This is a genomic window from Neomegalonema perideroedes DSM 15528 (genome assembly GCF_000374145.1).
Lineage (GTDB): Bacteria > Pseudomonadota > Alphaproteobacteria > Rhodobacterales > Rhodobacteraceae > Neomegalonema > Neomegalonema perideroedes.
In genome coordinates this window covers 543,989-564,039 of sequence record NZ_KB893654.1, presented here as the reverse complement: position 1 = coordinate 564,039, position 20,051 = coordinate 543,989, and the positions used below count along the sequence as shown (strand labels likewise).

Here is a 20,051-nt window from a genome sequence, read left to right as displayed (position 1 = left end):
TTTTGCGGCCCTCCGCCTTATCGTCTTCTTTCACAGCCGCCCCCAGCGTCGATGCAGCCAGAACCATTGCTCCGGCGCCGCCTTGATCCAAGCTTCATAACGCGCGTTGAGGCCGCGCGTCATCTCCTGAGCCGCCTCCTGCGGCGCGAGGCCCTCCGGCGGGAGGATCGGCGGCTCGAAGACCACCCGGAAGCGCGCGCCCTTCAGCCGCTCGCCCCGCGCGGGCAAAAGCGCCGCCCCGGTGGCGAGGGCGATCTCCGCCGCCGCCGTGGAGGTGGCGGCCTCGCGCCCGAGAAAAGGCGCGCGCAGACCCTCCATGCGGTGATCCGCGAGGATGGTCATGGCTCCGCCGCGCTTCAGATGGCGCACGAAGCGCAAAAGCCCGGAGGCGCCGCGCGTCACCACCGGCTCGCCGCCCGTGCGGGCCAGACGCAAGGCCCGGGCGTCCACATAGGGATTGTTGAAGCGCCGGTAGATCAGCCCCGATTCCCAGCCGAGCCGCCGCGCCGCCAGACGCACCGCCTCCCATTGGCCGAAATGGGCCGTGGCGAGGATCGCGCCCTTCCCGGCGGCCTTGGCCGCGAGCAGATGCTCCGCGCCCTCGATGGTCAGGCGGTCGGGATCGGCGGCGATATGGTCGAGATGGGCGTATTCGACGATGGTGCGGGCGAAGTTGTCGTAGACGCCGCGCCGCCATGCGCGCCGCTCCTCCGACCCGCTCTGCGGCCAGACATGATCGAGATTGCGCCGCGCCCGCTTGTCGAAAGGCAGGATCGGCCCCAGAAATCCGGCGAGGCGCCCCGCCCCGCCCGAAGCCGCGTCGAGCGGCAAGGCGGCGGAAAGGCGCTCCGCCGCCCAAGCCCCCGCCGCTTCGAGGCGGCGGCTCAGGCTTCGGCCCGTCGAAAGGCCCGTCGAGGGGGGTTCGGCGGACTCCGGCTCAGCGGGGCCCGACAATCATCACCATCTGACGGCCTTCCAGCCGGGGCATGGATTCGACCTTGCCGAGGTTCTCCAGCTCGGTGGCGACCTTGTCCAGCAATTGCTGTCCAAGACCCTGATGCGCCATCTCGCGTCCGCGGAAACGCAAGGTGACCTTCACCTTGTCGCCTTCCTCAAGGAAGCGGACCATGCTGCGCATCTTCACTTCGTAATCATGGTCGTCGATGTTCGGGCGGAGCTTGACCTCCTTCACTTCGACGATCTTCTGATTCTTCTTGGCCTCGGCGGCTTTTTTCTGCTGTTCGTATTTGAACTTGCCGACGTCGAGGATCTTGCAGACCGGGGGAACCACGCCCGGCGAGATCTCCACGAGATCCAATCCGGCCTCTTCGGCCAGAATCAGAGCGTCGCGCGGAGACATCACGCCGCGATTTTCGCCGTCCTGATCGATCAGGCGGATCTCGGTGGCGCGGATCTGACGGTTGATGCGGGGTCCCGTCTCGCGGGGCGGCTGGTTGGGGGAAGCGGGTCGGCGGATGTTTCGTCTCCATATGGACTAGGCCGGCCTTCCGCGCGCAAGGGGGAGAAGGTCCGGCGGGATTCGCGCGAAATGATCTGCGGGGGAATATAAGGTCGTTAAGCCCCTCCGCGCAAGCGGCGGAGGAGCTTCAGCTTCAGGAAACCACGCGGCGCGGGCCTCAGGCCACAGCGGCGGAGGCTCCGGCTTCGCCTGCGCGGCGGGCCAGATCCGGCGCGAGGGCCTCGCGCGAGATCAGGGCGAGGGCCTCCTCAAGGGGCAGAATCTCCTGCTTCTCGGAGCCGAGGCGACGCAGGGCGACGGTGCGCTCGGCGGCCTCCTTGCGCCCGACGACGAGAATCAGCGGCGTGCGGCCCACGGAATGCTCGCGGATCTTATAATTGATCTTCTCATTGCGCGAATCGACCTCGGCGCGGAGTCCGGCGGCCTTGAGCAGGCCCCCGACCTCGGCGGCGTAATCGTCGGCGTCGGAGACCACCGTGGCCACCACCGCCTGAGTCGGCGCCAGCCAGAGCGGCATGCGTCCGGCGTATTGCTCGATCAGAATGCCCAAGAAGCGCTCGAAGCTGCCGACGATGGCCCGATGGAGCATCACCGGACGGCGGCGGATGCCGTCCTCGCCGACATATTCCGCGTCGAGCCGCTCGGGCATGACGTAATCCACCTGAAGCGTGCCGCATTGCCAGTCGCGGCCGATGGCGTCGGTCAGCACGAATTCGAGCTTGGGGCCGTAGAAGGCGCCCTCGCCCTTATTCAGCGCGAAATCCCATCCGGCGGCGCGGGTGGCCTCCTGAAGCGCGGCTTCGGCGCGGTCCCAAGTGGCGTCGGTTCCGGCGCGGACCTCGGGGCGATCCGAGAACTTCACCTTGAAGCTCTCGAAGCCGAGATCCTGATAGACCGAAGCCAGAAGCTCGATGAAGCGCCGGGTCTCGTCCTGAATATGGCGCTCCTCGCAGAAGATATGCGCGTCGTCCTGCGTGAAGCCGCGCACGCGCATGATCCCATGCAGAGAGCCCGAAGGCTCATAGCGATGGCAGGAGCCGAATTCGGCCATGCGCAAAGGCAGATCGCGATAGGACTTCAGGCCCTGATTGAAGATCTGGATATGGCAGGGGCAATTCATCGGCTTGAGCGCGTTGACGCGGCGCGGGCCGATCACGGCGCCCTCCTCGTCCACCTCCTCGACTTCGGCGAGGAACATGGATTTGCGGAACTTCTCCCAATGGCCGCTGGCCTCCCAGAGCTTGCGGTCGACAAGCTGCGGGGTGCGCACCTCCTGATAGCCGTTTTCATTCTGGCGGCGACGGATGTAGTCCTCCAGAGAGCGCCAGATCGCCCAGCCCTTGGCGTGCCAGAAGACCATTCCCGGCGCCTCTTCCTGAAAATGGAAGAGATCCATCTCCTTGCCGATCTTGCGATGATCGCGCTTTTCGGCCTCCTCGCGCTGATGCAGGAAGGCGTCGAGATCGGCTTTGGTCAGGAAGGCGAGGCCGTAGATGCGCTGAAGCATCTTATTGCGGCTGTCGCCGCGCCAATAGGCGCCCGCCACGCGGTCGAGCTTGAAGGCGTCGGGCGGCACTTGGCCGGTGCGCGCCAGATGAGGCCCGCGGCAAAGATCCTGCCAAGGACCATGCCAGTAGAAGCGGAGGGTCTCGCCTTCCGGAATGGCCTCGACCAATTCGACCTTATAGGGCTCGTTGGTGGATTGAAAATGCGCGATGGCGCGGTCGCGCGCCCAGACCTCGCGGCGCACGGGATCGTTCAGCGCGATGATCTCGCGCATCTTCTTTTCGATCACCGCGAGGTCTTCCGGGGTGAAGGGCTCCGCGCGGTCGAAGTCGTAATAAAAGCCGTTGTCGATCACCGGGCCGATGGTGACTTTCGTGTCCGGCCACAGCTCCTGCACCGCGCGGGCCATGATATGGGCGCAGTCATGGCGCACCAGCTCCAGAGCCTCGGCGCGGTCGCGGTCGGATTTCGGCTTATTGGTGAGGATCTCGACCTTGGCGTCCTTCTCGATGGGCAGGCTGAGATCCGCCAGAACCCCGTCCACCCGCGCCGCGATGGCGGCCTTGGCGAGTCCGGGACTGATGTCGGCGGCCACCTGCGCGGCGGTCGTCGTTCCCTCATATTCCCGCATGGCGCCGTCGGGGAGGGTGATCTGAACGCTGCGCATGATCGCTTGTCCTTAGAGCAAATCGGAAGAAATGAGATGAAAGGCCCGGAATTCAAGCCGGGCCGGGAGAATTCTCCACAACCCGCCGCGAAGTCAAGCGAGGAAGGCCGCGCCCCAGACCCCCGCCATGAGCAAAAGCCCCGCCTCGCGGTTGGAGCGGAAGAGCTTCAGGCATTGCGCCGGATCGTCGATGCTCAGGCTCCGGATCTGCCAGACCAGATGCGCCCCATAGGCGCAAAGCCCGATCCAGAAAGGCCAGCCGCCGCCTGCGGCCCATCCGGCGGCGCCCGCCAGCAGAAAGGCCCCGAGATAAAAGCCGATCAGCCAAGAGCCGGTCTTCTCGCCGAAAAGCCGCGCGGTGGACTTCACGCCGATCAGGGCGTCGTCCTCCTTATCCTGATGCGCATAAATGGTGTCATAGCCGAGGGTCCAGCAGATCCCGCCGAGGTAAAGCAGAACCGGCGCGAGGCTCAGGCTTCCCATATGGGCCGCCCAAGCCAAAAGCGCGCCCCAGTTGAAGGCGATCCCGAGGAAGACCTGCGGCCACCAGGTGATCCGCTTCATGAAGGGATAGACCGCCACCGGAATCAGCGAGAGGACTCCGAGCCAGATCGCCGCCTTGTTCAGGGTCAGCAGGATCGCCAGCCCGATGAGGCAAAGCGCCCCCATGAAGAGCGCCGCCCGCTTCACCGAGATCGCGCCGGAGGGAATCGGGCGCAGCTTGGTCCGCTCGACGCGGCCGTCGAAATCGCGGTCGGCGAGGTCGTTGAGCGCGCAGCCCGCGCCGCGCATCACGAAGGCCCCGAGCCCGCAGGCGAGGAAGATCCAGAGATCCCCCCAACGCGGAGAATCCGCCATGGCCGCCAGCCCGAGGCTCTGCCAACAGGGCAGCAGCAAAAGCCAAGTCCCGATGGGCCGATCCGCCCGCATGAGCCGCAGATAGGGCCGCCAGCCTTCCGGGGCGTGGAGGTCCACCCAATTGGCCGGAGGCGCGTCGGCCACCCGGGATTCGGCTCTGGCGTCGGCTGTCATCCGTGTTATCCCTCTCCCGTCCTTCCGGAGGCCCCTTATGACCGATCCCACGCCGAAAATCAGGCTCCATCTCGCCGCGCCTCTGGAGGCGGGGGCGGAGATCCGGCTCGCGCCCGAACAGGCGCATTACCTCATGGGCGTGATGCGGCTCGGGGCGGGGGCGGAGGTCGCGGTCTTCGGGAACGCCTTCGGCGAATGGCGGGCGCGGCTCGCCCCGACGGCCAAGCGCGCCGCCAGCCTTGAGATTCTGACCCAGACCCGCCCCGCCGCCCTTCCCCCGGACGTGGATCTGCTCTTCGCGCCGATCAAGAAGGCCCGCACGGATTTCATCGTCGAGAAGGCGGCGGAGCTGGGCGCAAGGCGCATCCGCCCCGTGCTGACGCGCTTCACCAACGCCGAGCGCGTCAAAACCGAGCGGCTTCAGGTCCACGCCGTCGAGGCGGCGGAGCAATGCGGCGGAGTCTACGTCCCCGAGGTGGCGGAGCCGGAGCCTCTGGCGCGGGTTCTGGAGGCTTGGCCTGTGGAGCGGCGGTTGATGTTCTGCGACGAGGCCCGCGACGCCCCGCCCGCCCATGAGGCCCTGCGCGGCCTGCCCAAAGGCGCGCCTTGGGCGATCCTCATCGGGCCGGAGGGCGGATTTTCGCCGGAGGAGCGGGCGAAGCTCAAGGCTTCGGAGTTCAGCCTCGCGGTTTCGCTCGGGCCGAGGATTCTGCGCGCCGACACGGCGGCGGCGGCGGCTCTGGCGGTCTGGCAGAGCGTTTTGGGAGATTGGTCATGATGCGGCCTGAAGCTCTGGCGACGCTGCGCCGCTGGGCCGAGCCTCTGGCGGTGGCTTTGGCGCTGGCTTGGGTGATGCGGGAATCTCTGAACGGCGCGGCGCGCGGACAGCTCCTCGGTTGGGCGGGCTTTCTCGTGGCGGCGCTTCTGGCGGGCTGGCTCTATGTGGCGGCGCAGAGGGCGCGGCTCCATAAGCGCGGCGCGGCGGCGAGCCGACCCGGAACGGCGCTCGGCGAGGTGGGCGAGGGCCGGATCTTCGTGGAGGAGGGCCGCATCCGGCGAGTCGGGCCTTTCGGGCGGATAGAGGTTTCGGCGGCGGCTCTGACGCGGGTGGAGGTCGCCCCCGGCGCGACGCCCGAAGCCGCGCTTTGGCTGCTCAGCGCGGGGAGCGGCCCGCCTTTCGCGGCCTCGCGGGCCGAAGACCCCGAGGACGCGATTCCCGACGCGCTTTCCGCCCTGCCGGGGTTTTCTCTGGAGGCCGCCCGCGCCGCGCTTCAGGCGAAGGACGGCGTGATCCGCGAGGTCTGGCGGCGTTAATCCCCCGCCAGCCCCGCGTCGAGCGCCCCCACATAGCTCAGCGCCGCCGGGCCGGTCATCAGCACGCCGGACTCCGTCCAGTCGATCTCAAGGCTCCCGCCGTCGAGGATCACCTCCGCCCGACGCCCCGTCAGACCCAGCCGCGCCCCCGCGACCACCGTCGCGCAGGCCCCCGAGCCGCAAGCCTCCGTGATCCCCGCGCCCCGCTCCCAGACGCGCATCCGAATCCGGTCCGGCGCCAGAACCTGACAGAACTCCACATTGATCCGCTCAGGGAATAAAGGATCATGCTCCACCCGAGGCCCGATCTCGGCCAGCGGAACCGCCTCGGCGTCCTTCACGAAAAACGCCACATGCGGATTGCCCATATTCGCCGCGCCCGCGCCCAAAACCTCGCCCGCGAAGCCGGGCGGCGCGAAATCCAGACGATCCGTCGCCATGGGCCGCGACATGGGAATCTCGCGCCAGTCCAGACGCGGAGGCCCCATGTTCACCCGATAGCGCCCGTCCGCCAGAGCCTCGCAGGCGAGCAGCCCCGCCGCCGTCTCCACCGTCAGAGCCCGCGCGCCCCTCTCCTCCATGAGCAGACGCGCCACGCAGCGCGTGGCGTTGCCGCAGGCGCCCGATTCGGAGCCGTCGGGATTGAGGATGACCATCCGCGCCGCCGCCCGGGCCGAAGGCTCCAGAACCACCAGCTGATCGAAGCCCACGCCCCGCCGGCGATCCGCGATGCGCCGGGCGCGTTCGGGCGTGATCGGAAAACCGCCCATCCGGCGATCGAGGATCACGAAATCGTTCCCAAGACCATGCATCTTGCGGAAAGCATATGGATTTTTCTCGAAATCCTGCGTCATTTCAGACACAGTAAGAAAAAGAATCCCATGACGAACCTCCTCATGTCCGGGCGGATTATGGTGAAAATCGACGTTCCGGTATCCTCTCCTTAATCGCCGCAATAGACAAAAGATCGTCTCCGCGCCAGTGCGACGGGGGCGCAACTTCGTCCAAACGTAAAGGCGCCGTCGTGACGCAACGCATCTCCTTCTCCCGTCTTCGCCGAGCCCGCGCCGCCGCGCTCTTCGCCGGAACCCTCCTGAGCAGCGTCGCCGCCCTGAGTCTTCCCGGAGCCGCTCAGGCCCGCAGCGTCTCGGGCGCCTATCTGGCGGCTCAGCACGCCGTGGTCGCGGGCGATTACGCTCAGGCCGCCCGCCGCTTCGGCGACGCCCTCGCGCAGGATCCGCAGAACCGCGACTTCCTCGAACAGGCGCTGCTCTACGGCGTGGTCGCCGGAGAGATGGAGAAATCCCTCGACGTGGCCGAGCGCCTCGTGGCCCGCGACGCCAACAACCGCCTCGCCCATCTGACCCTCGCGGTGGCCGAAATCGCCTCGGGCGTCCCGAAGGTCGCCGAAGAGCGCATCCTCACGCTCGCGCCTCAGGCCTTCCCGCCCATCGTCGGCAAGCTGCTGCTCGGCTGGGCGCAGGTCGAGGCCGGAGATTCCGCCGAAGCCCTCAAGACCTTCGCCTCCATGGACCGCGGCGCCCTCGCGCGGCTCTTCGGCCGCTATAACGGCGCCCTCGCCGCCTCCATCGCCGGAGAGGACGAGGCCGCCGAAGAGCGCTTCAGCGCCGCCCTCGCCGATCTCGACGAGCCCAACCGCCGCGTGATCGAGGCCTTCGGCCGCTTCCTCGAAAACCGGGGCGAGAAGGAGAAGGCCGCCGCGCTCTATCGCGACGCCATGGAGGGCATGTCCGGAGACCGCATCCTCGCCGCCGCTCTGGAGCGCGCCGACAAGGCCGATTCCCCCGCCCCCGGCCTGCTCGCCTCCGACGCCAAGCAAGGCGCCGCCGAAGCGCTCTTCGGCCTCAGCGAGATCTTCGGCGCCGAGGAGAGCCCCGCCTACGCCCTGCTCTATCTGCGGCTGGCGCTGCATCTGGATCCGCAGTCTCCGGCGGTGCGCCTCTCGCTCGGGCGCATCTGGGAGAGCCTTCAGCGCCACGCCGAGGCCGAACAGGCCTATGGCGCCGTGCCCGCCGATTCCGGCGTCTATTACGACGTCGCCCAAGTCGACCGCGCCGACGCCCTCGCGCGCATGGGCCGGATCGACGAGGCCATCGTCGCCGTGAACGGCCTGATCGCCCGCACCCCGCGCGACGCCGATCTGCATGTGGCGCTCGGCGATCTGCTGCGCGGCGAAGAGCGTTTCCCGGAGGCCGTGCGCGCCTATGATTCCGCTCTGGCGCTGCGCCCGAACAGCGAGGCCTCGCGCGATTGGCCGATCTATTACTTCCGCGGCGTGGCCAACGAGCGCCGCGGCTCCTGGCCCGAGGCCGAGCGCGATTTCCGCAAATCGCTGGAGATCAATCCCGGCGAGCCTTCGGTGATGAACTACCTCGCCTATAGCTGGATCGACCGCGACGAGAATCTGCCGGAGGCTCTGGAGATGCTCAAAGAGGCGGTGGGGCTGGCGCCGAACGCGGGCTACATCGTCGATTCCTACGGTTGGGCGCTCTTCAAGCTCGGCGACATGGACGAAGCCGCCGTGCAGCTCGAACGCGCCGTGGAGCTGGATCCGACCGATCCGGTGATCAACGACCATCTCGGCGACGCGCTCTGGATGGTGGGCCGCCGTCTGGAGGCCGAATTCCAGTGGAAGCGCGCCCTCTCCTTCGACCCCGAGGAGAAGGAGAAGACCCGCATTCTGCGCAAGCTCGACGTGGGTCTGGACAAGGTGGTGCTGGAGGAGCGCGCGGCGCTCGCGGCGGCGCCCTCCGACCCCGCTCCTGAGGCCCCGGCCAAGGAATGACCCCTCCTCCGCGGAGGAGCGCGGGCGAGGATTCCGAATTCGCCCGCGCGAAAATCAATCTGGCGCTGCATGTCGTCGGCCGCCGGGCCGACGGCTATCATCTGCTCGACAGCCTCGTGGTCTTCCCCGAAATCGGCGACCGCCTGACGGCCCGCGCCGCCCTGAGCCTCGGCTTAGCGCTGGAAGGCCCCTTCGGCCCGGACCTCGCGCCGGCTGCGGCGGCGCCCGAGATCGAACTTTCCTCGCCCGTCTGCTATCTGCCCGCCCTCGCGCCGCCGGATAATCTGGTCCTGCGCGCGGCGGAGGCTCTGCGCGCGGCTTCTCCCGACTCCGGCGCGGCCATGACGCTGGAGAAGAACCTCCCTGTGGCTTCGGGGATCGGCGGCGGCTCGGCCGACGCGGCGGCGGCTCTGCGGCTGCTGGTCCGGCTTTGGGGGCTGGAGATTCCGGCGGCGGATCTGGCGCGGATCGCGCTGAATCTCGGCGCGGACGTCCCGGTCTGCCTCGCCTCGCGTCCGACGCGGATGCGGGGAATCGGCGAGGATCTGACGCCCGCCGCCCCGCCTGCGGGGGCTTTGGTTCTGATCAATCCGGGCGCGGGGCTCTCCACGCCGGAGATCTTCCGCCTGCTGGAGAGCCGCGAAAATCCGCCCCCGCCCGAGATCCCTCAGGGCCTCGGCGCGGCGGAGTTCGCGCTTTGGCTGAGCGAGAAGACCCGCAATGATCTGGAGCCGCCCGCCCTCGCGCGCCTTCCGGTCCTCGGCGAGATTCTGGCGGCCTTGAGGGCCGAGGGGGCGCCTCTGGCGCGGATGTCGGGCAGCGGCGCCACCTGCTTCGGCCTCTTTCCGAATCTCGCCGAGGCCGAAAAGGCCGCCCAAGCTCTGCGCGCCGGGGCGCCGCGCGGCTGGTGGATCGCGGCGGGGGCCTATGAGGGGGTCGAGTTGTAGCTTTCACGCAACGCAATCGTCCCCTTTTGAGATTTCCTGCGCCGCCCCCTCGGAACATCTTGCAAGAAGCGGCGATTCGCGGCTTTCTGCCGCCACGATGCTTCGGCTCGCCGGAATCGTCGCGTCTTCCCGAGAGATCGGGGGCGCACCGGCGCGGAGGGCTTTTCCCTGCCGTGTTCCGTCCGGAAGATCCGACGTCGTTCCCCCGTTCCCCGCCACGCGGAGAACATTGGCCCACCCCTCTGCTCATGCTCATTTGGCGAGCCGCCTTTCCCACAGGAAGGGCGTTGTCGGTTCGAATCCGTGATTCTGCTCAGCAGGGTCTTCGGAGCCTCTCCGCCGCGCAGGGCCTTCGGGTCGGGCGAGGCGGCGCAAGGCCGCGCCTCCGCCGAAGACGGCGACGGCTTGAGGCCAAGCCTCCGCCCCCATCCCGAGCCTCGGCGCGGGAGGCGGCGCAGGCCCCGCCTCAGGTCTTCTCCCTCCCTTCAGGCGAAAGCCCCCTGAGGCTTCGGAGGCCCCGCGCCTCTCTCTTTCAACCTCCAACCCTTCAGGCTCCATGCGACGACAGAGCGCCCGCCAGCGGAACCGATCAGGTTTCGCGTCGTGAAAGCGCGACGAAATAAAGAGTTAGAGCGTGTGAACGATCAGGCATGATCGGACGACGCTCTCAGCATCGCCCAACTTCAGGATTCCGATCATGTCCCGGCTTTTCGCCTCCAAGACCCAAAGCATGGGCCGCTCCCGCATCTCGGCGAGCGCGCTCGACGGCCTGCTCGGCCGCGCCGTCCTCTCGGTGGACCAGACCGAGCGCGCCATGCCTCTGAAGAACGGCCGGGCTCTGGGAATCTTCGGCCCCGGCGAACACGCCCTGACGGGCCGCTTCGAAGAATTCGGACTGGCCGTCGAGACTTTGTCCGCCGCCCCGGAGGTGCGTTCGGCCTATGCGCTGGCGATGCTCCGCGAGGGCCGCGCGGGCGAGGATGTGGCCGAGATGGTCACCGGCCCCGGCGAAGTGGGTCTGATCTATCGCGCAGAAGCGCTTTACGCGGCTTTGCCGCCGGAATCCCGCGTCGCCTACTGGACGGCGCTCGGCCCCTTCCGCATGGAGAAGCTCACGCCCCGCGACGGCGAGGAGATCCCCGCCGCTTTGGCTCCGCGCCTGCTCAAGGCGCCGGGCGGAATCGCGGCCGCCGTGATCGTCAATCCGCAGCAGGGCCAGAGCGTCCAGATCTTCGTGGGCGGCGTCCATCAGGGCGGCTACGGCGCGGGTCTGCGCGGCTTCTGGTCGCCGAACGACCTCGTGACGGCGCATCTCGTGGATCTGCGGACGCGCAGCCTCGACGTCTCCGGTCAGGACATCATGACCGCCGACCGCGTGAGCCTGAGGCTCAGCGCCGCCGCGAGCTATCGGGTGGCCGATCCGCAGCTCGTGCTGACCGCCGCGAGCGGCTATGAGCAGGCTTTGCATCTGGCGATTCAGATGGCCATGCGCGCCACGGTCAGCGCCCGGACCCTCGACGCCCTGCTCTCCGAGCGGGTCGCCGTGGACGAGGCCGCCGCCGCCAAGCTGCGCGCCGAAATGGCCGCCATCGGCCTTGAGGTCGGGGCGGTGGAGATGAAGGACGTCATCCTGCCCGGCGAGATGCGCGAGATCCTCAATCGCGTCGTCGCCGCCGAGAAGGAGGCCGAGGCCAACGTCGTGCGTCGCCGCGAGGAGACCGCCGCCACGCGCTCGCTGCTCAACACGGCGAAGCTCATGACGGAGAACCCCGCCATGATGCGGCTCAAGGAGCTGGAGGCTCTGGAGGCCGTGGCGAGCAAGGTCGAGCGGCTGATCGTCTATGGCGGCCCCAAGGGGCTGCTCGACGTGGCGAAGCTCGATTCCTAGAGCGTTTTCCAGCGAAGCCGCTTCGGCTTCGCGTCGTGAAAACGCGCTCAGGCTGAAGCGAGGTCCGGAGCCCTGCGAGGGGCTCCGGGCCTTTAGCTTCACGATGAAGGCGAAAGCGCCCGCCTCGCGGCCCGGCGCTCGAAGAGATTCGCCACGGCGGCGGCCAGAGCCAGCAGAACCGCGGCCATGCCCATCTTCGCGCCCGGCGCGGAGATCCCGCCCGGAGAAGAGGCGATCCAGAAGAGGGGAATGGTCAGCCACCAGCCCCATCGGGACCAAAATTCGGTCTCGGAGATCTCATTGAGATAGATCAGCGCAAGGGCGGCGATGATCACATAAGCATGGGAGTGCAGCTCCCAGCCCGCGCCTTCCTCTTGTCCGAACCAATGGGTGATGGTGGTGCTCTCGAAGCCGATCCCCACGGTCATCATCGAATGGCCGCTGTAATTCTGATAGATGAAGAATTGCGACGCGAAGAGCAGGATCAGGGCCACGGTCATCAGCTTGCGGGCGGGCGAGGCCCCCCAGATGCGCTTGAAGTGCATTTCAGCCTCCATGAACGCCCATAGATTGAGCGAATCCGGAGCATCCGACAAGAGGGCTCACAGCCTTGCGAGGGCGGCCGGAGGCCCGGCAAACCCGGAGAGGGGTTGCGCCCCGGCGGGGGCGAGGCTCATATGCGAGCTGGTCGCGTTTTTATGACGCGAAGCCTTGCGGCTCCGCTGGAAAACGCTCCCGGTTCTTGTCTGGTCGCGTGTTCACGACGCGAAGCTTTACAGCTTCGCTGGAAAACGCTCCTGCTTCTTGTCTGGTCGCGTGTTCACGACGCGAAGCTTTACAGCTTCGCTGGAAAACGCTCCTCCCAGCGAAAGGCCCCTCTATGACCGCTCTCGCCGAAATCCCTCTGACGCGCATCGACGGCGCGCAAGACAGCCTCTCCGCTCATGCGGGGAAGGTTCTGCTGATCGTCAACGCGGCCTCGAAATGCGGCTTCACGAAGCAATACGCCGGGCTGGAGGCGCTTTACGAAGCTAAGGCCGCGCAAGGCTTCGAGATCCTCGGCTTTCCCGCCAACGACTTCGGCGGACAAGAGCCCGGAAGCGAAGCCGAAATCGCCGCATTCTGCTCGGCGACCTATGGCGTGAATTTCCCCATGTTCGCTAAGATCGTCGCGACGGGGCCGGAGAAGCATCCGCTTTATGCCGCGCTGACCCAAGCCCTGCCGGAGGCGCTCGACGGCGCAGCGACCGCCGCTGATCTCGCGCGCTATGGGATCAGGCCGGGAGCGCCGGGCGAAGTCCTGTGGAATTTCGAGAAATTCCTCATCGGCCGCGACGGCGTTCCTCTGGCGCGCTTCGCCTCGGGCGTGACGCCGGAGGATCCGCGCCTGCTCGCCGCCGTGGATGCGGCGCTCGGCTGAGATTTATTGCGGGTGATCGCGGCGGAAGAGCGCCCATTCCTCCATCTCGCTCCCGTCGGGCAGCATGCAGACGCCGTATTCTCCGCCGCCGTCGGGAGTCCGGCGGATGCTGAGCACGCCGCGCATCTCCGCGCTCTCGCAGTAGATCGAAGCGGGATTGCCCATGCCCGCCATAGGCGGAGGCGCGTCCGAATAATCCGAAGAGGAGGAGCTCCGGGAGGCGCAGGCCGCGAGCAGCACAGGCGCGACGAGGAGCAACGTCAGGCGAGCGGGGGTCATGGGGTTTCTCCTGTGAGGGGGCGGCCTCAGGCGGGGATCGCCGCAGGACGCGGACCGCCCGTCGCCCAATCGAGCAATTGCGCCGTATGGACGATAGGCGCGGGAGCGCCCTCGGACAACTGAGTCATGCAGCCGATGTTCCCCGCCGCGATGACGTCGGGCTTGGTGCGGGCGAGGTTCGCGAGCTTCCTCGCCTTGAGCTTCCCCGCGATCTCGGGCTGGAGCAGATTATACGTCCCCGCCGAACCGCAGCAGAGATGACCCTCCGCAGGCTCCACCACGGAGAATCCCGCCTTTTTCAGCAGAGTCTTCGGCGCCTGCGCGATCTTCTGCCCATGTTGCAGCGAGCAGGCCGAATGATAGGCCACCTTCAGAGCGGGCGTCTCGCCGGAGGGCTTCAAGCCGAGGCTCTCCATGACCTCGGTGACGTCCTTGGCCAATCCGGCGATCACCGCCGCCGCTTCGGCCAAAGTCGGATCGGCGCGGAACATATGGCCGTAATCCTTGACGGTGGTGCCGCAGCCCGAAGCGTTGATCACCACGGCGTCGAGCCCGCCTTTCTCCTCGCGCAGACGCATCCAGGCGCGGATGTTCCCCGCCGCCGCCGCATGGGCGCTCCCGGTGAAGCCCATATGATGCGTGAGCGCCCCGCAGCAGCCCGCGCCCTCGGCGAGGCAGACCTCGACGCCATGACGGGTCAGCAGGCGGATGGTGGCCTCGTTGATCTCGGGATCCAACACGTTTTGCGCGCAGCCGGTCAGCAGAGCGACGCGCATCCGCCTTTCGCCTTGGGCGGGGATGATCCGGGGGCTAACGTCGAAGGGTTTGGGCAGGCTTTTGGGCGCCATGGCGACCATGCCCTTGAGCCGCCCCGGCAGAAACCGCGCGAAGGGCTTGGCCAGACGCGCCCCGATCAGGCTCGCCCGAAAGAGTCCCGGCGAAGGCAGCACCACCGCCAGCATCCGCCGGAGGAGCCGCTCCGGCAGAGGGCGCTTATAAGTGGCCTCGATATGGGCGCGGGCGTGGTCCACGAGATGCATGTAATGCACGCCCGAGGGACAAGTCGTCATGCAGGAGAGGCAGGAGAGGCAGCGGTCCACATGCTTCACCGTGGAGGCGTCGGCGGGACGATTCGCCTCCAGCATGTCCTTGATCATATAGATCCGGCCGCGCGGAGAATCCGCCTCGTCGCCGAGCAGCTGAAAGGTCGGACAAGTCGCCGTGCAGAAGCCGCAATGCACGCAGCGACGCAAGACGCTCTCCGAACGCGCCATATCCGGGTCTTTCAGAAGCTCGGGCGTGAAATTCGTCTGCATGAGGATTCGGCTTTACGGTTCAGGCGCCCATGCGCCCCGGATTGAAGATCCCTTGCGGGTCGAAGGCGCGACGCAGGCGCTGCGTCAGAGCCTCCAGCCCCGGCGCCAGAGGCTGAAAAGGCGGGACTCGCCGCCGCAGGGCCTCGGAGCCGCGCAGGAGCGTCGCATGGCCGCCGCCCAGACGCGCCAAAGCTCCGCGCAAGACCGAGGCTCCGGCTTCGTCGTCCTCGAATTCGCCCTCCGGGATGAGCGCCCAGAGCAGCCCGCCGCCCCAATCGTAAAAGACCTCGCCGCCAAGCGCCCGCGCCTCCTCCGCGAGGATCGGCCCATGGGCGGGCTTCAGCGAAATCCGCCAGACCGCGCCCGGCTTCCCGACGAAGGGCCGGACCTCGGCGATCTCGCGCCAGACGGCCCCCGCCTCCGCGCAGGACAGGATCTCCGCCGCGCCATGGGGTTTGAGCAGCCGGACCAGATCCGCCGCCCGCTCGGGCAGAAGCTTGGCGAAGCCCTCGATGCGCAGATGAGTCTCGCGGCTCTGCGGCAGATGGGCCGCGCCGGAGACCTCATAGGGCGAGCCGAGCGCCGCCGCCATGGCCGCCTCCGCCGCCGCGTCGGAGAGCCCGCGCAGGACCAGCCCCGCCATGGCCTCGGGGATGGGCGCCGTCTTCAGCGCGACCTCCGTGACGAGGCCCAAAGTCCCATGCGAGCCGCAGAGCAGCCGCGTCATGTCGAGCCCGGTGACGTTCTTCATCACCCGCCCGCCCGCGCGATGGACGCGGCCCTGTCCGTCGACGAAGCGCAGGCCAAGCGCATGATCCCGCGCCGAGCCCGCCCGCAGACGCCTCGGCCCGGCGATTCCGCAGATGAAGATTCCGCCCAGCGTCGGCTCGCCTTGGGTTCCGAGAAGCGCCCGCCAATCGGGCGGCTCGAAGCCGAGCCGCTGGCCGCGCGCCGCAAGCGCCGCCTCCACCTCGCGCAGAGGCGTCCCGGCTCCGGCGACGAGGGTCATCTCGCCCGGCTCATAAAGCGAGATTCCCGAAAGCGCGGCGGTCTCCAAGGGCTCGCCCTCCACGGACCGCCCCCAGATCCGATGCGCGCCTCCTCCCCGGATCTCGAATTTGCGGTTGGAGGCGGCGGCTTCGGCGATCCGCGCCGCAAGGGCCGCCTCGGCCTCTCGATAGACGGGAGTCATTCGGCGGCCTCGCGATAGGCCCGCACCGCCGCCAGAGGAAAGACCTTGCCGGGATTCATCCGCCATTCGGGATCAAAGGCCGATTTCACCGCCATTTGCAGCTCCAGCTCATGCGGCGCGAATTGCGCGCTCATGAGTTCGCGTTTCTCCACGCCCACGCCATGCTCTCCGGTGAGGCAGCCGTCCATCTCCACGCAGAGCTTGAGGATTTCGGCGCCGCAGGCTTCGGCCTTCTCCAGATCGCCGGGCTTATTGGCGTCGAAGACGATCAGAGGATGCAGATTCCCGTCGCCCGCATGAAAGACGTTGGAGACCCTCAGGCCGTATCGCTCCGAGATGGCGGCGATGGCGGTCAGAATCTCCGCCAGACGCGACAGCGGCGTCACCCCGTCGAGACAGATGTAGTCGCCCATGGCGCCCATGGCGCCGAAAGCCGCCTTGCGCCCCGCCCAAATCGCCGCGCTCTCCGCCTCCGAGGCGCTGACCCGCAGCGCGACGGGCTGGAACCGCGCCGCCACGGCCTCGATGCGGGCGAGCTGCTCCTGAATCTCCGCCTCCGAGCCCTCGGCCTCGACGATGAGCAGAGCCTCGCAATCGGGGTAATTGGGCTTGGCGAAGGCCTCGCAAGCCACGATGCAGGGGCGGTCCATGAACTCCAGAGCCACCGGAACCACGCCCGCCTCGATGATCGCCGCCACGCAGGCGCCCGCCGCCGCCGCCGAATCGAAGCCGATCAGCACCGGACGCGCGCCCTCCGGCATGGGCGTCAGACGCAAAATCGCCTCCGTCACGAGGCCCAAAAGCCCCTCAGAGCCGCAGACCGCGCCGAGCAGATCCAGCCCCGGCGCGTCCATATGCTCGCCGCCGATCTCCAGAATCTCGCCCTCGGGGGTCACGAGCGTCGCGCCGAGCAGATTATTCAGCGTCACGCCGTATTTCAGGCAATGGGCGCCGCCTGAATTCATCGCCACGTTGCCCCCGATGGAGCAGGCCAATTGCGAGGAGGGATCCGGCGCGTAAAAGAGCCCCTCCGGCGCGGCGGCCCGGCTGACGGAGAGATTCGTCGCCCCCGCCTGAACCCGCGCCACGCGGCTTTGCGGATCGATCTTCAGAACCTGATTCAGCCGCGCCATGCCGATCATCACGCAATCGGCGCCGGGCAGAGCGCCTCCGGTCAGAGAGGTGCCCGCGCCGCGCGGCGTGACGGGGACGTCTTCTTCGGCGCAATAACGCATGAGCGCCGCCGCCTCCGCCGCCGAGCCCGGCAAGGCCACGGCCAGCGGAATCTGACGATAGGCGGTCAGGGCGTCGCATTCATAGGCGCGCAGGGATTCCTCATCGGAGACCACCGCCTGAGGCGGCAGGATCCGGCGCAGGCCCGCGAGGATTTCGTCGCGCCGCGCGAGCACGGCGGCGTCGGGGGTCGGCTGCTCCATCGGGCGTCCCTCCCTTCGGGATAAGCCCTCAGAATAAACGCCGGGGGCGGAGGCCCGCAAGCCTCCGCCCCCGGAGGACGTCTCATGCGAAAGTCTCGCCTGAACTCAGAAGCGGTAGACGCCCGAGAGCATGAAGATATGCACGTTCGCGTTCAGATCGCCCGAGAAGGCGCCGCGCGAGGCGTCGGTTCCCGTGCCGTCGAGCGCGATCTTGGCGTCCTTGGCGGTGATGTAGGTGTAGCCCGCGTTGACCGAGATCTTATCGTTCACGTCATAGCTCGCGCCGAGCGAGAACCAGGTGCGGTCGGTGTCCGGCAGACGCGGCGTGCGGTATGCGGTCGGAACGGGGGTCTGGTCGTAGCCGATTCCCGCGCGCAGACGCAGCTCGGGCGTCGCCTGATATTCCGCGCCGAGGGCGAAATACCACGAATCGTCCCAATGATGCTCGGTGGTGCTGGTGGGGGTGCCGTCGTCGAAGTCGATGACGAGATCCTCGAAGCTGGACCACTGGGTCCATTGCGCTTCGCCGAGCAGCTTGATGCGGTCGTTCAGCTGATGCGAGACGCCGAAATTCAGCATGGCGGGCGTCGAGATGGAGGTCGCGCCGCCGCCGTCGGTCAGGCGGCCGAGGGACTGAATATTGCCCAGCAGCGAAGCCCCCGCGGCGGAGCGCGCATGGAATTCGGCGTCGCCGTCGATGTCGTGCTTGATCTTCGAGCGATAGCCCACGCCGACCATGGTGCCCGGCAGAGGCTCGGCGAGGACGCCCAAGGTGAAGCCCACGCCGAAGTCATGGCCCGAGACCTTGGAGAGCGCGTCGTAATCGGCGACGCCGATGGCGGGCGCCACGGCCGCGCAAGTCGCCGTGCCCGGCATGGCCGAGCAGACGGCGCCCGGCAGGCTGACGGCGCTCTCAAGCTCCGCCTTGGCGTATTGCAGCTGAAGGCCCGCCGCCACGGCGAGGTTGTCGCGGATCTTATAAGCGACGGTCGGCGCGGCGTTGATGGTCGTCAGCTCCGAAGAAGTGGCGTGATAGCGCCCGGCCCAATCGTCGCCGTAATCGGTGGTGAGGCCGAAAGGCGCGTTGAGGCTCAGGCCGACCGTCACGCGGTCGTTGATCGGGGCGGCCACATAAGTATGCGGCACGAGGCCCATCTCGTCGGAGGTCGAGGAGGTCGGGCCGCTGCTCTGGGGCGTGTAGATCAGCGCGCCCGTTCCGGGGTTCACGCCCGCCACGAAGGCCGACTGCACGTTGTCGATCTCGACGTTGGGCAGCAGGATGGCGCCGCCCGCCTCGGTCTGGAGGCCGTCCGCCAGCGCGATGGAGGCCGGGTTGAAGAACATCGAGGCGACGCCGTTGGCGCCCGCCGAGGCGCCCGCGAAAGAAGCGCCCTGCCCGCTCGCGGAATGGGACTTCAGAGCGAAGCCCGCCGCCTGAACCTGTCCGGACGCCAAAAGCGCCGCCGCCGCCGCGCCGAGCGCGAGACGCGTTTTAAGACCGCCGTTGCGGAGCATGGTCTTCCCTCCCTGAGCGCCCCGGTCTTGCCGCCGGAGCCTTGTTTCCGTCCCTCGCGCGCCCTTCCGGCCCTTCCGGACGGGGACGCGCCCTCTTGCGCCGGATCGCGGCGCTTCTGCGTCGAAGGCTATAATGGGGCGGGATCTTTATCCATCGTATCCTAGGGACAGGCGCGGCGCGCGGAGGATCGAATCGCATCGGGCGTGTCTCCTTCGCCGCAGTTTTCATGCGCCGATCCTCCCGCGCCGCCCCCTCCCGCCGGGCGCTCTGGCGGGGCCCCGCCTTCCGCGTCCATCGGTCCCCGCCCGAATCTCTGGACGCGCGGCGCGCTCTGCGCCTATAGTCCGCGCGATCAGCGAGGATGCGAGCATGGGCCTCAGGCAATTCTTCACGTGGTGGAACGGCTGGACCGTCGGCACGCAGGTCTTCACCCGCCGCTATGGCGAGAAGGTCGGCGAGGACGAGCAGGGCAACGCCTATTATCAGACCGCCGACGGCGCGCGCCGTTGGGTGATCTACAACGGCGTGGCCGAAGGCTCGCGGGTGCCGCCCGACTGGCACGGCTGGATGCATCACACCTTCGACGAGCCGCCCACCAAGGCGCCTCTGCCGCGCAAGCCCTGGGAGAAGGACCATCGTCCCAATCCCACCGGCACGCCCGACGCCTGGCGTCCGCCCGGCAGCCTGCACGGCCAGGCCGAGCGCAAGGCCGTGGTCGGCGATTACGAGGCCTGGGCGCCCGAATAAGCCCCGGCCTCCCCGCATTCAGTTCGAGACGAACGCGCTTTCACGACGAGGATGTGCATGGCGGAGAACGCCTTCGAAGCCGCGGTGGGCGCGGTGGTTCTGGCGGGAGCCATCGCCTTCGCCGCCTATGTCGGGCAACGCATGGACGGCCCCTCCAACGGCTACGCCCTCTCGGCGAGCTTCGCCAAAGCCGACGGCCTGACGGTCGGCGGCGAGGTGCGGGTCTCGGGGGTGAAGGTGGGGGCGATCTCCGACATCCGCCTCGACCCGGCCACCTATCGGGCCGAAGTGCGCATGAATCTGCGCGGCGACCTGCGATTGCCTGAAGATTCCTCCGCCAAGATCGCCTCGGACGGCTTGCTCGGCGGCGCCTACGTCTCCATCGAGCCGGGCGGCGACGCGCAGATCATTCCCGCAGGCGGCGCCATCGGCCACACCCAAGGCTCGATCAGCATTCTGGATCTCGTGGGCCGGGCCATCTACGGCGCGGGCGGCGGCGGCTGAA

The 20,051-nt window shown here is 68.0% G+C and carries 19 protein-coding genes; 8 read left to right on the top strand and 11 right to left on the bottom strand.

Annotated features, from left to right (window positions below; genetic code table 11):
• Positions 1 to 30: 30 nt before the first annotated feature.
• The 4 genes from B161_RS17725 to ubiA form a co-directional block, all read right to left on the bottom strand.
• A complete protein-coding gene (locus B161_RS17725; protein WP_020607770.1) occupies positions 31 to 954 on the bottom strand; it encodes a lysophospholipid acyltransferase family protein in 924 nt (307 codons plus the stop codon).
• Positions 938 to 1,414 (bottom strand): translation initiation factor IF-3, encoded by a 477-nt coding sequence (gene infC, locus B161_RS0109805; protein ID WP_276202283.1) that lies wholly within the window; start codon positions 1,412 to 1,414, stop codon positions 938 to 940. Before infC ends, B161_RS17725 begins: the two co-directional genes overlap by 17 nt.
• 223 nt (positions 1,415 to 1,637) lie before the next feature.
• The gene (gene thrS, locus B161_RS17720) at positions 1,638 to 3,653 is read right to left on the bottom strand and encodes a threonine--tRNA ligase (RefSeq protein ID WP_018633220.1); all 2,016 of its coding nucleotides are present in this window, start codon (positions 3,651 to 3,653) and stop codon (positions 1,638 to 1,640) included.
• Between the two features lie 93 nt (positions 3,654 to 3,746).
• On the bottom strand, positions 3,747 to 4,685 hold the full coding sequence (ubiA, locus tag B161_RS0109795; protein WP_018633219.1) for a 4-hydroxybenzoate octaprenyltransferase: 939 nt from the start codon (positions 4,683 to 4,685) through the stop codon (positions 3,747 to 3,749).
• A 37-nt stretch (positions 4,686 to 4,722) separates the two neighbouring features.
• Here ubiA and B161_RS0109790 point away from each other — a divergent pair, with 37 nt between their 5' ends.
• Together B161_RS0109790 and B161_RS0109785 are read left to right on the top strand one after the other, a co-directional pair.
• On the top strand, positions 4,723 to 5,463 hold the full coding sequence (locus B161_RS0109790) for a 16S rRNA (uracil(1498)-N(3))-methyltransferase (RefSeq protein WP_018633218.1): 741 nt from the start codon (positions 4,723 to 4,725) through the stop codon (positions 5,461 to 5,463).
• A complete protein-coding gene (locus B161_RS0109785; RefSeq protein WP_018633217.1) occupies positions 5,460 to 5,999 on the top strand; it encodes a hypothetical protein in 540 nt (179 codons plus the stop codon). The genes B161_RS0109790 and B161_RS0109785 overlap by 4 nt, the downstream gene beginning before the upstream one ends.
• On the opposite strand, the gene dapF is transcribed toward B161_RS0109785, so the two are convergent.
• A complete protein-coding gene (gene dapF / locus B161_RS0109780) occupies positions 5,996 to 6,853 on the bottom strand; it encodes a diaminopimelate epimerase (protein WP_018633216.1) in 858 nt (285 codons plus the stop codon). The genes B161_RS0109785 and dapF overlap by 4 nt on opposite strands.
• Before the next feature lie 170 nt (positions 6,854 to 7,023).
• Between dapF and B161_RS17715 the strand changes: the two genes are divergently transcribed.
• From B161_RS17715 to B161_RS0109765, 3 genes are all read left to right on the top strand, one after another.
• Positions 7,024 to 8,805, top strand: a complete 1,782-nt coding sequence (locus tag B161_RS17715) for a tetratricopeptide repeat protein (RefSeq protein ID WP_018633215.1) — start codon at positions 7,024 to 7,026, stop codon at positions 8,803 to 8,805.
• The gene (locus B161_RS0109770; protein ID WP_018633214.1) at positions 8,802 to 9,752 is read left to right on the top strand and encodes a 4-(cytidine 5'-diphospho)-2-C-methyl-D-erythritol kinase; all 951 of its coding nucleotides are present in this window, start codon (positions 8,802 to 8,804) and stop codon (positions 9,750 to 9,752) included. Before B161_RS17715 ends, B161_RS0109770 begins: the two co-directional genes overlap by 4 nt.
• Positions 9,753 to 10,449: 697 nt before the next feature.
• The gene (locus B161_RS0109765; protein ID WP_018633213.1) at positions 10,450 to 11,640 is read left to right on the top strand and encodes a slipin family protein; all 1,191 of its coding nucleotides are present in this window, start codon (positions 10,450 to 10,452) and stop codon (positions 11,638 to 11,640) included.
• Positions 11,641 to 11,738: 98 nt separating this feature from the next.
• Here the strand turns inward: B161_RS0109765 and B161_RS0109760 are convergent, their stop codons facing one another.
• Positions 11,739 to 12,185 carry a hypothetical protein gene (locus B161_RS0109760; RefSeq protein ID WP_018633212.1) on the bottom strand — a complete coding sequence of 149 codons (447 nt, stop codon included), beginning with the start codon at positions 12,183 to 12,185 and terminating at the stop codon, positions 11,739 to 11,741.
• A gap of 335 nt (positions 12,186 to 12,520) precedes the next feature.
• Here B161_RS0109760 and B161_RS0109755 point away from each other — a divergent pair, with 335 nt between their 5' ends.
• Entirely contained in the window at positions 12,521 to 13,060 is a 540-nt protein-coding gene (locus tag B161_RS0109755; protein WP_018633211.1) for a glutathione peroxidase, read from the top strand.
• Between the two features lie 3 nt (positions 13,061 to 13,063).
• On the opposite strand, the gene B161_RS0109750 is transcribed toward B161_RS0109755, so the two are convergent.
• The 5 genes from B161_RS0109750 to B161_RS17710 all read right to left on the bottom strand — a co-directional run bounded on the left by B161_RS0109750 (position 13,064) and on the right by B161_RS17710 (position 18,798).
• The gene (locus B161_RS0109750; protein WP_018633210.1) at positions 13,064 to 13,339 is read right to left on the bottom strand and encodes a putative hemolysin; all 276 of its coding nucleotides are present in this window, start codon (positions 13,337 to 13,339) and stop codon (positions 13,064 to 13,066) included.
• 26 nt (positions 13,340 to 13,365) lie between these two features.
• Positions 13,366 to 14,655, bottom strand: coding sequence for a glycolate oxidase subunit GlcF (glcF, locus tag B161_RS0109745; RefSeq protein ID WP_018633209.1), 1,290 nt, complete (start codon positions 14,653 to 14,655; stop codon positions 13,366 to 13,368).
• Positions 14,656 to 14,674: 19 nt separating this feature from the next.
• On the bottom strand, positions 14,675 to 15,847 hold the full coding sequence (locus tag B161_RS0109740; RefSeq protein ID WP_018633208.1) for an FAD-binding protein: 1,173 nt from the start codon (positions 15,845 to 15,847) through the stop codon (positions 14,675 to 14,677).
• Positions 15,844 to 17,283 (bottom strand): FAD-linked oxidase C-terminal domain-containing protein, encoded by a 1,440-nt coding sequence (locus B161_RS0109735; protein WP_018633207.1) that lies wholly within the window; start codon positions 17,281 to 17,283, stop codon positions 15,844 to 15,846. The genes B161_RS0109740 and B161_RS0109735 overlap by 4 nt, the downstream gene beginning before the upstream one ends.
• A gap of 105 nt (positions 17,284 to 17,388) precedes the next feature.
• Positions 17,389 to 18,798 carry an OmpP1/FadL family transporter gene (locus B161_RS17710; protein ID WP_018633206.1) on the bottom strand — a complete coding sequence of 470 codons (1,410 nt, stop codon included), beginning with the start codon at positions 18,796 to 18,798 and terminating at the stop codon, positions 17,389 to 17,391.
• Between the two features lie 370 nt (positions 18,799 to 19,168).
• Between B161_RS17710 and B161_RS0109725 the strand changes: the two genes are divergently transcribed.
• Positions 19,169 to 19,546 carry an NADH:ubiquinone oxidoreductase subunit NDUFA12 gene (locus B161_RS0109725; RefSeq protein WP_018633204.1) on the top strand — a complete coding sequence of 126 codons (378 nt, stop codon included), beginning with the start codon at positions 19,169 to 19,171 and terminating at the stop codon, positions 19,544 to 19,546.
• 57 nt (positions 19,547 to 19,603) lie between these two features.
• Complete coding sequence (mlaD, locus tag B161_RS0109720; RefSeq protein ID WP_018633202.1) at positions 19,604 to 20,050, top strand: outer membrane lipid asymmetry maintenance protein MlaD; 447 nt, start codon at positions 19,604 to 19,606, stop codon at positions 20,048 to 20,050.
• Position 20,051 lies beyond the last annotated feature (1 nt).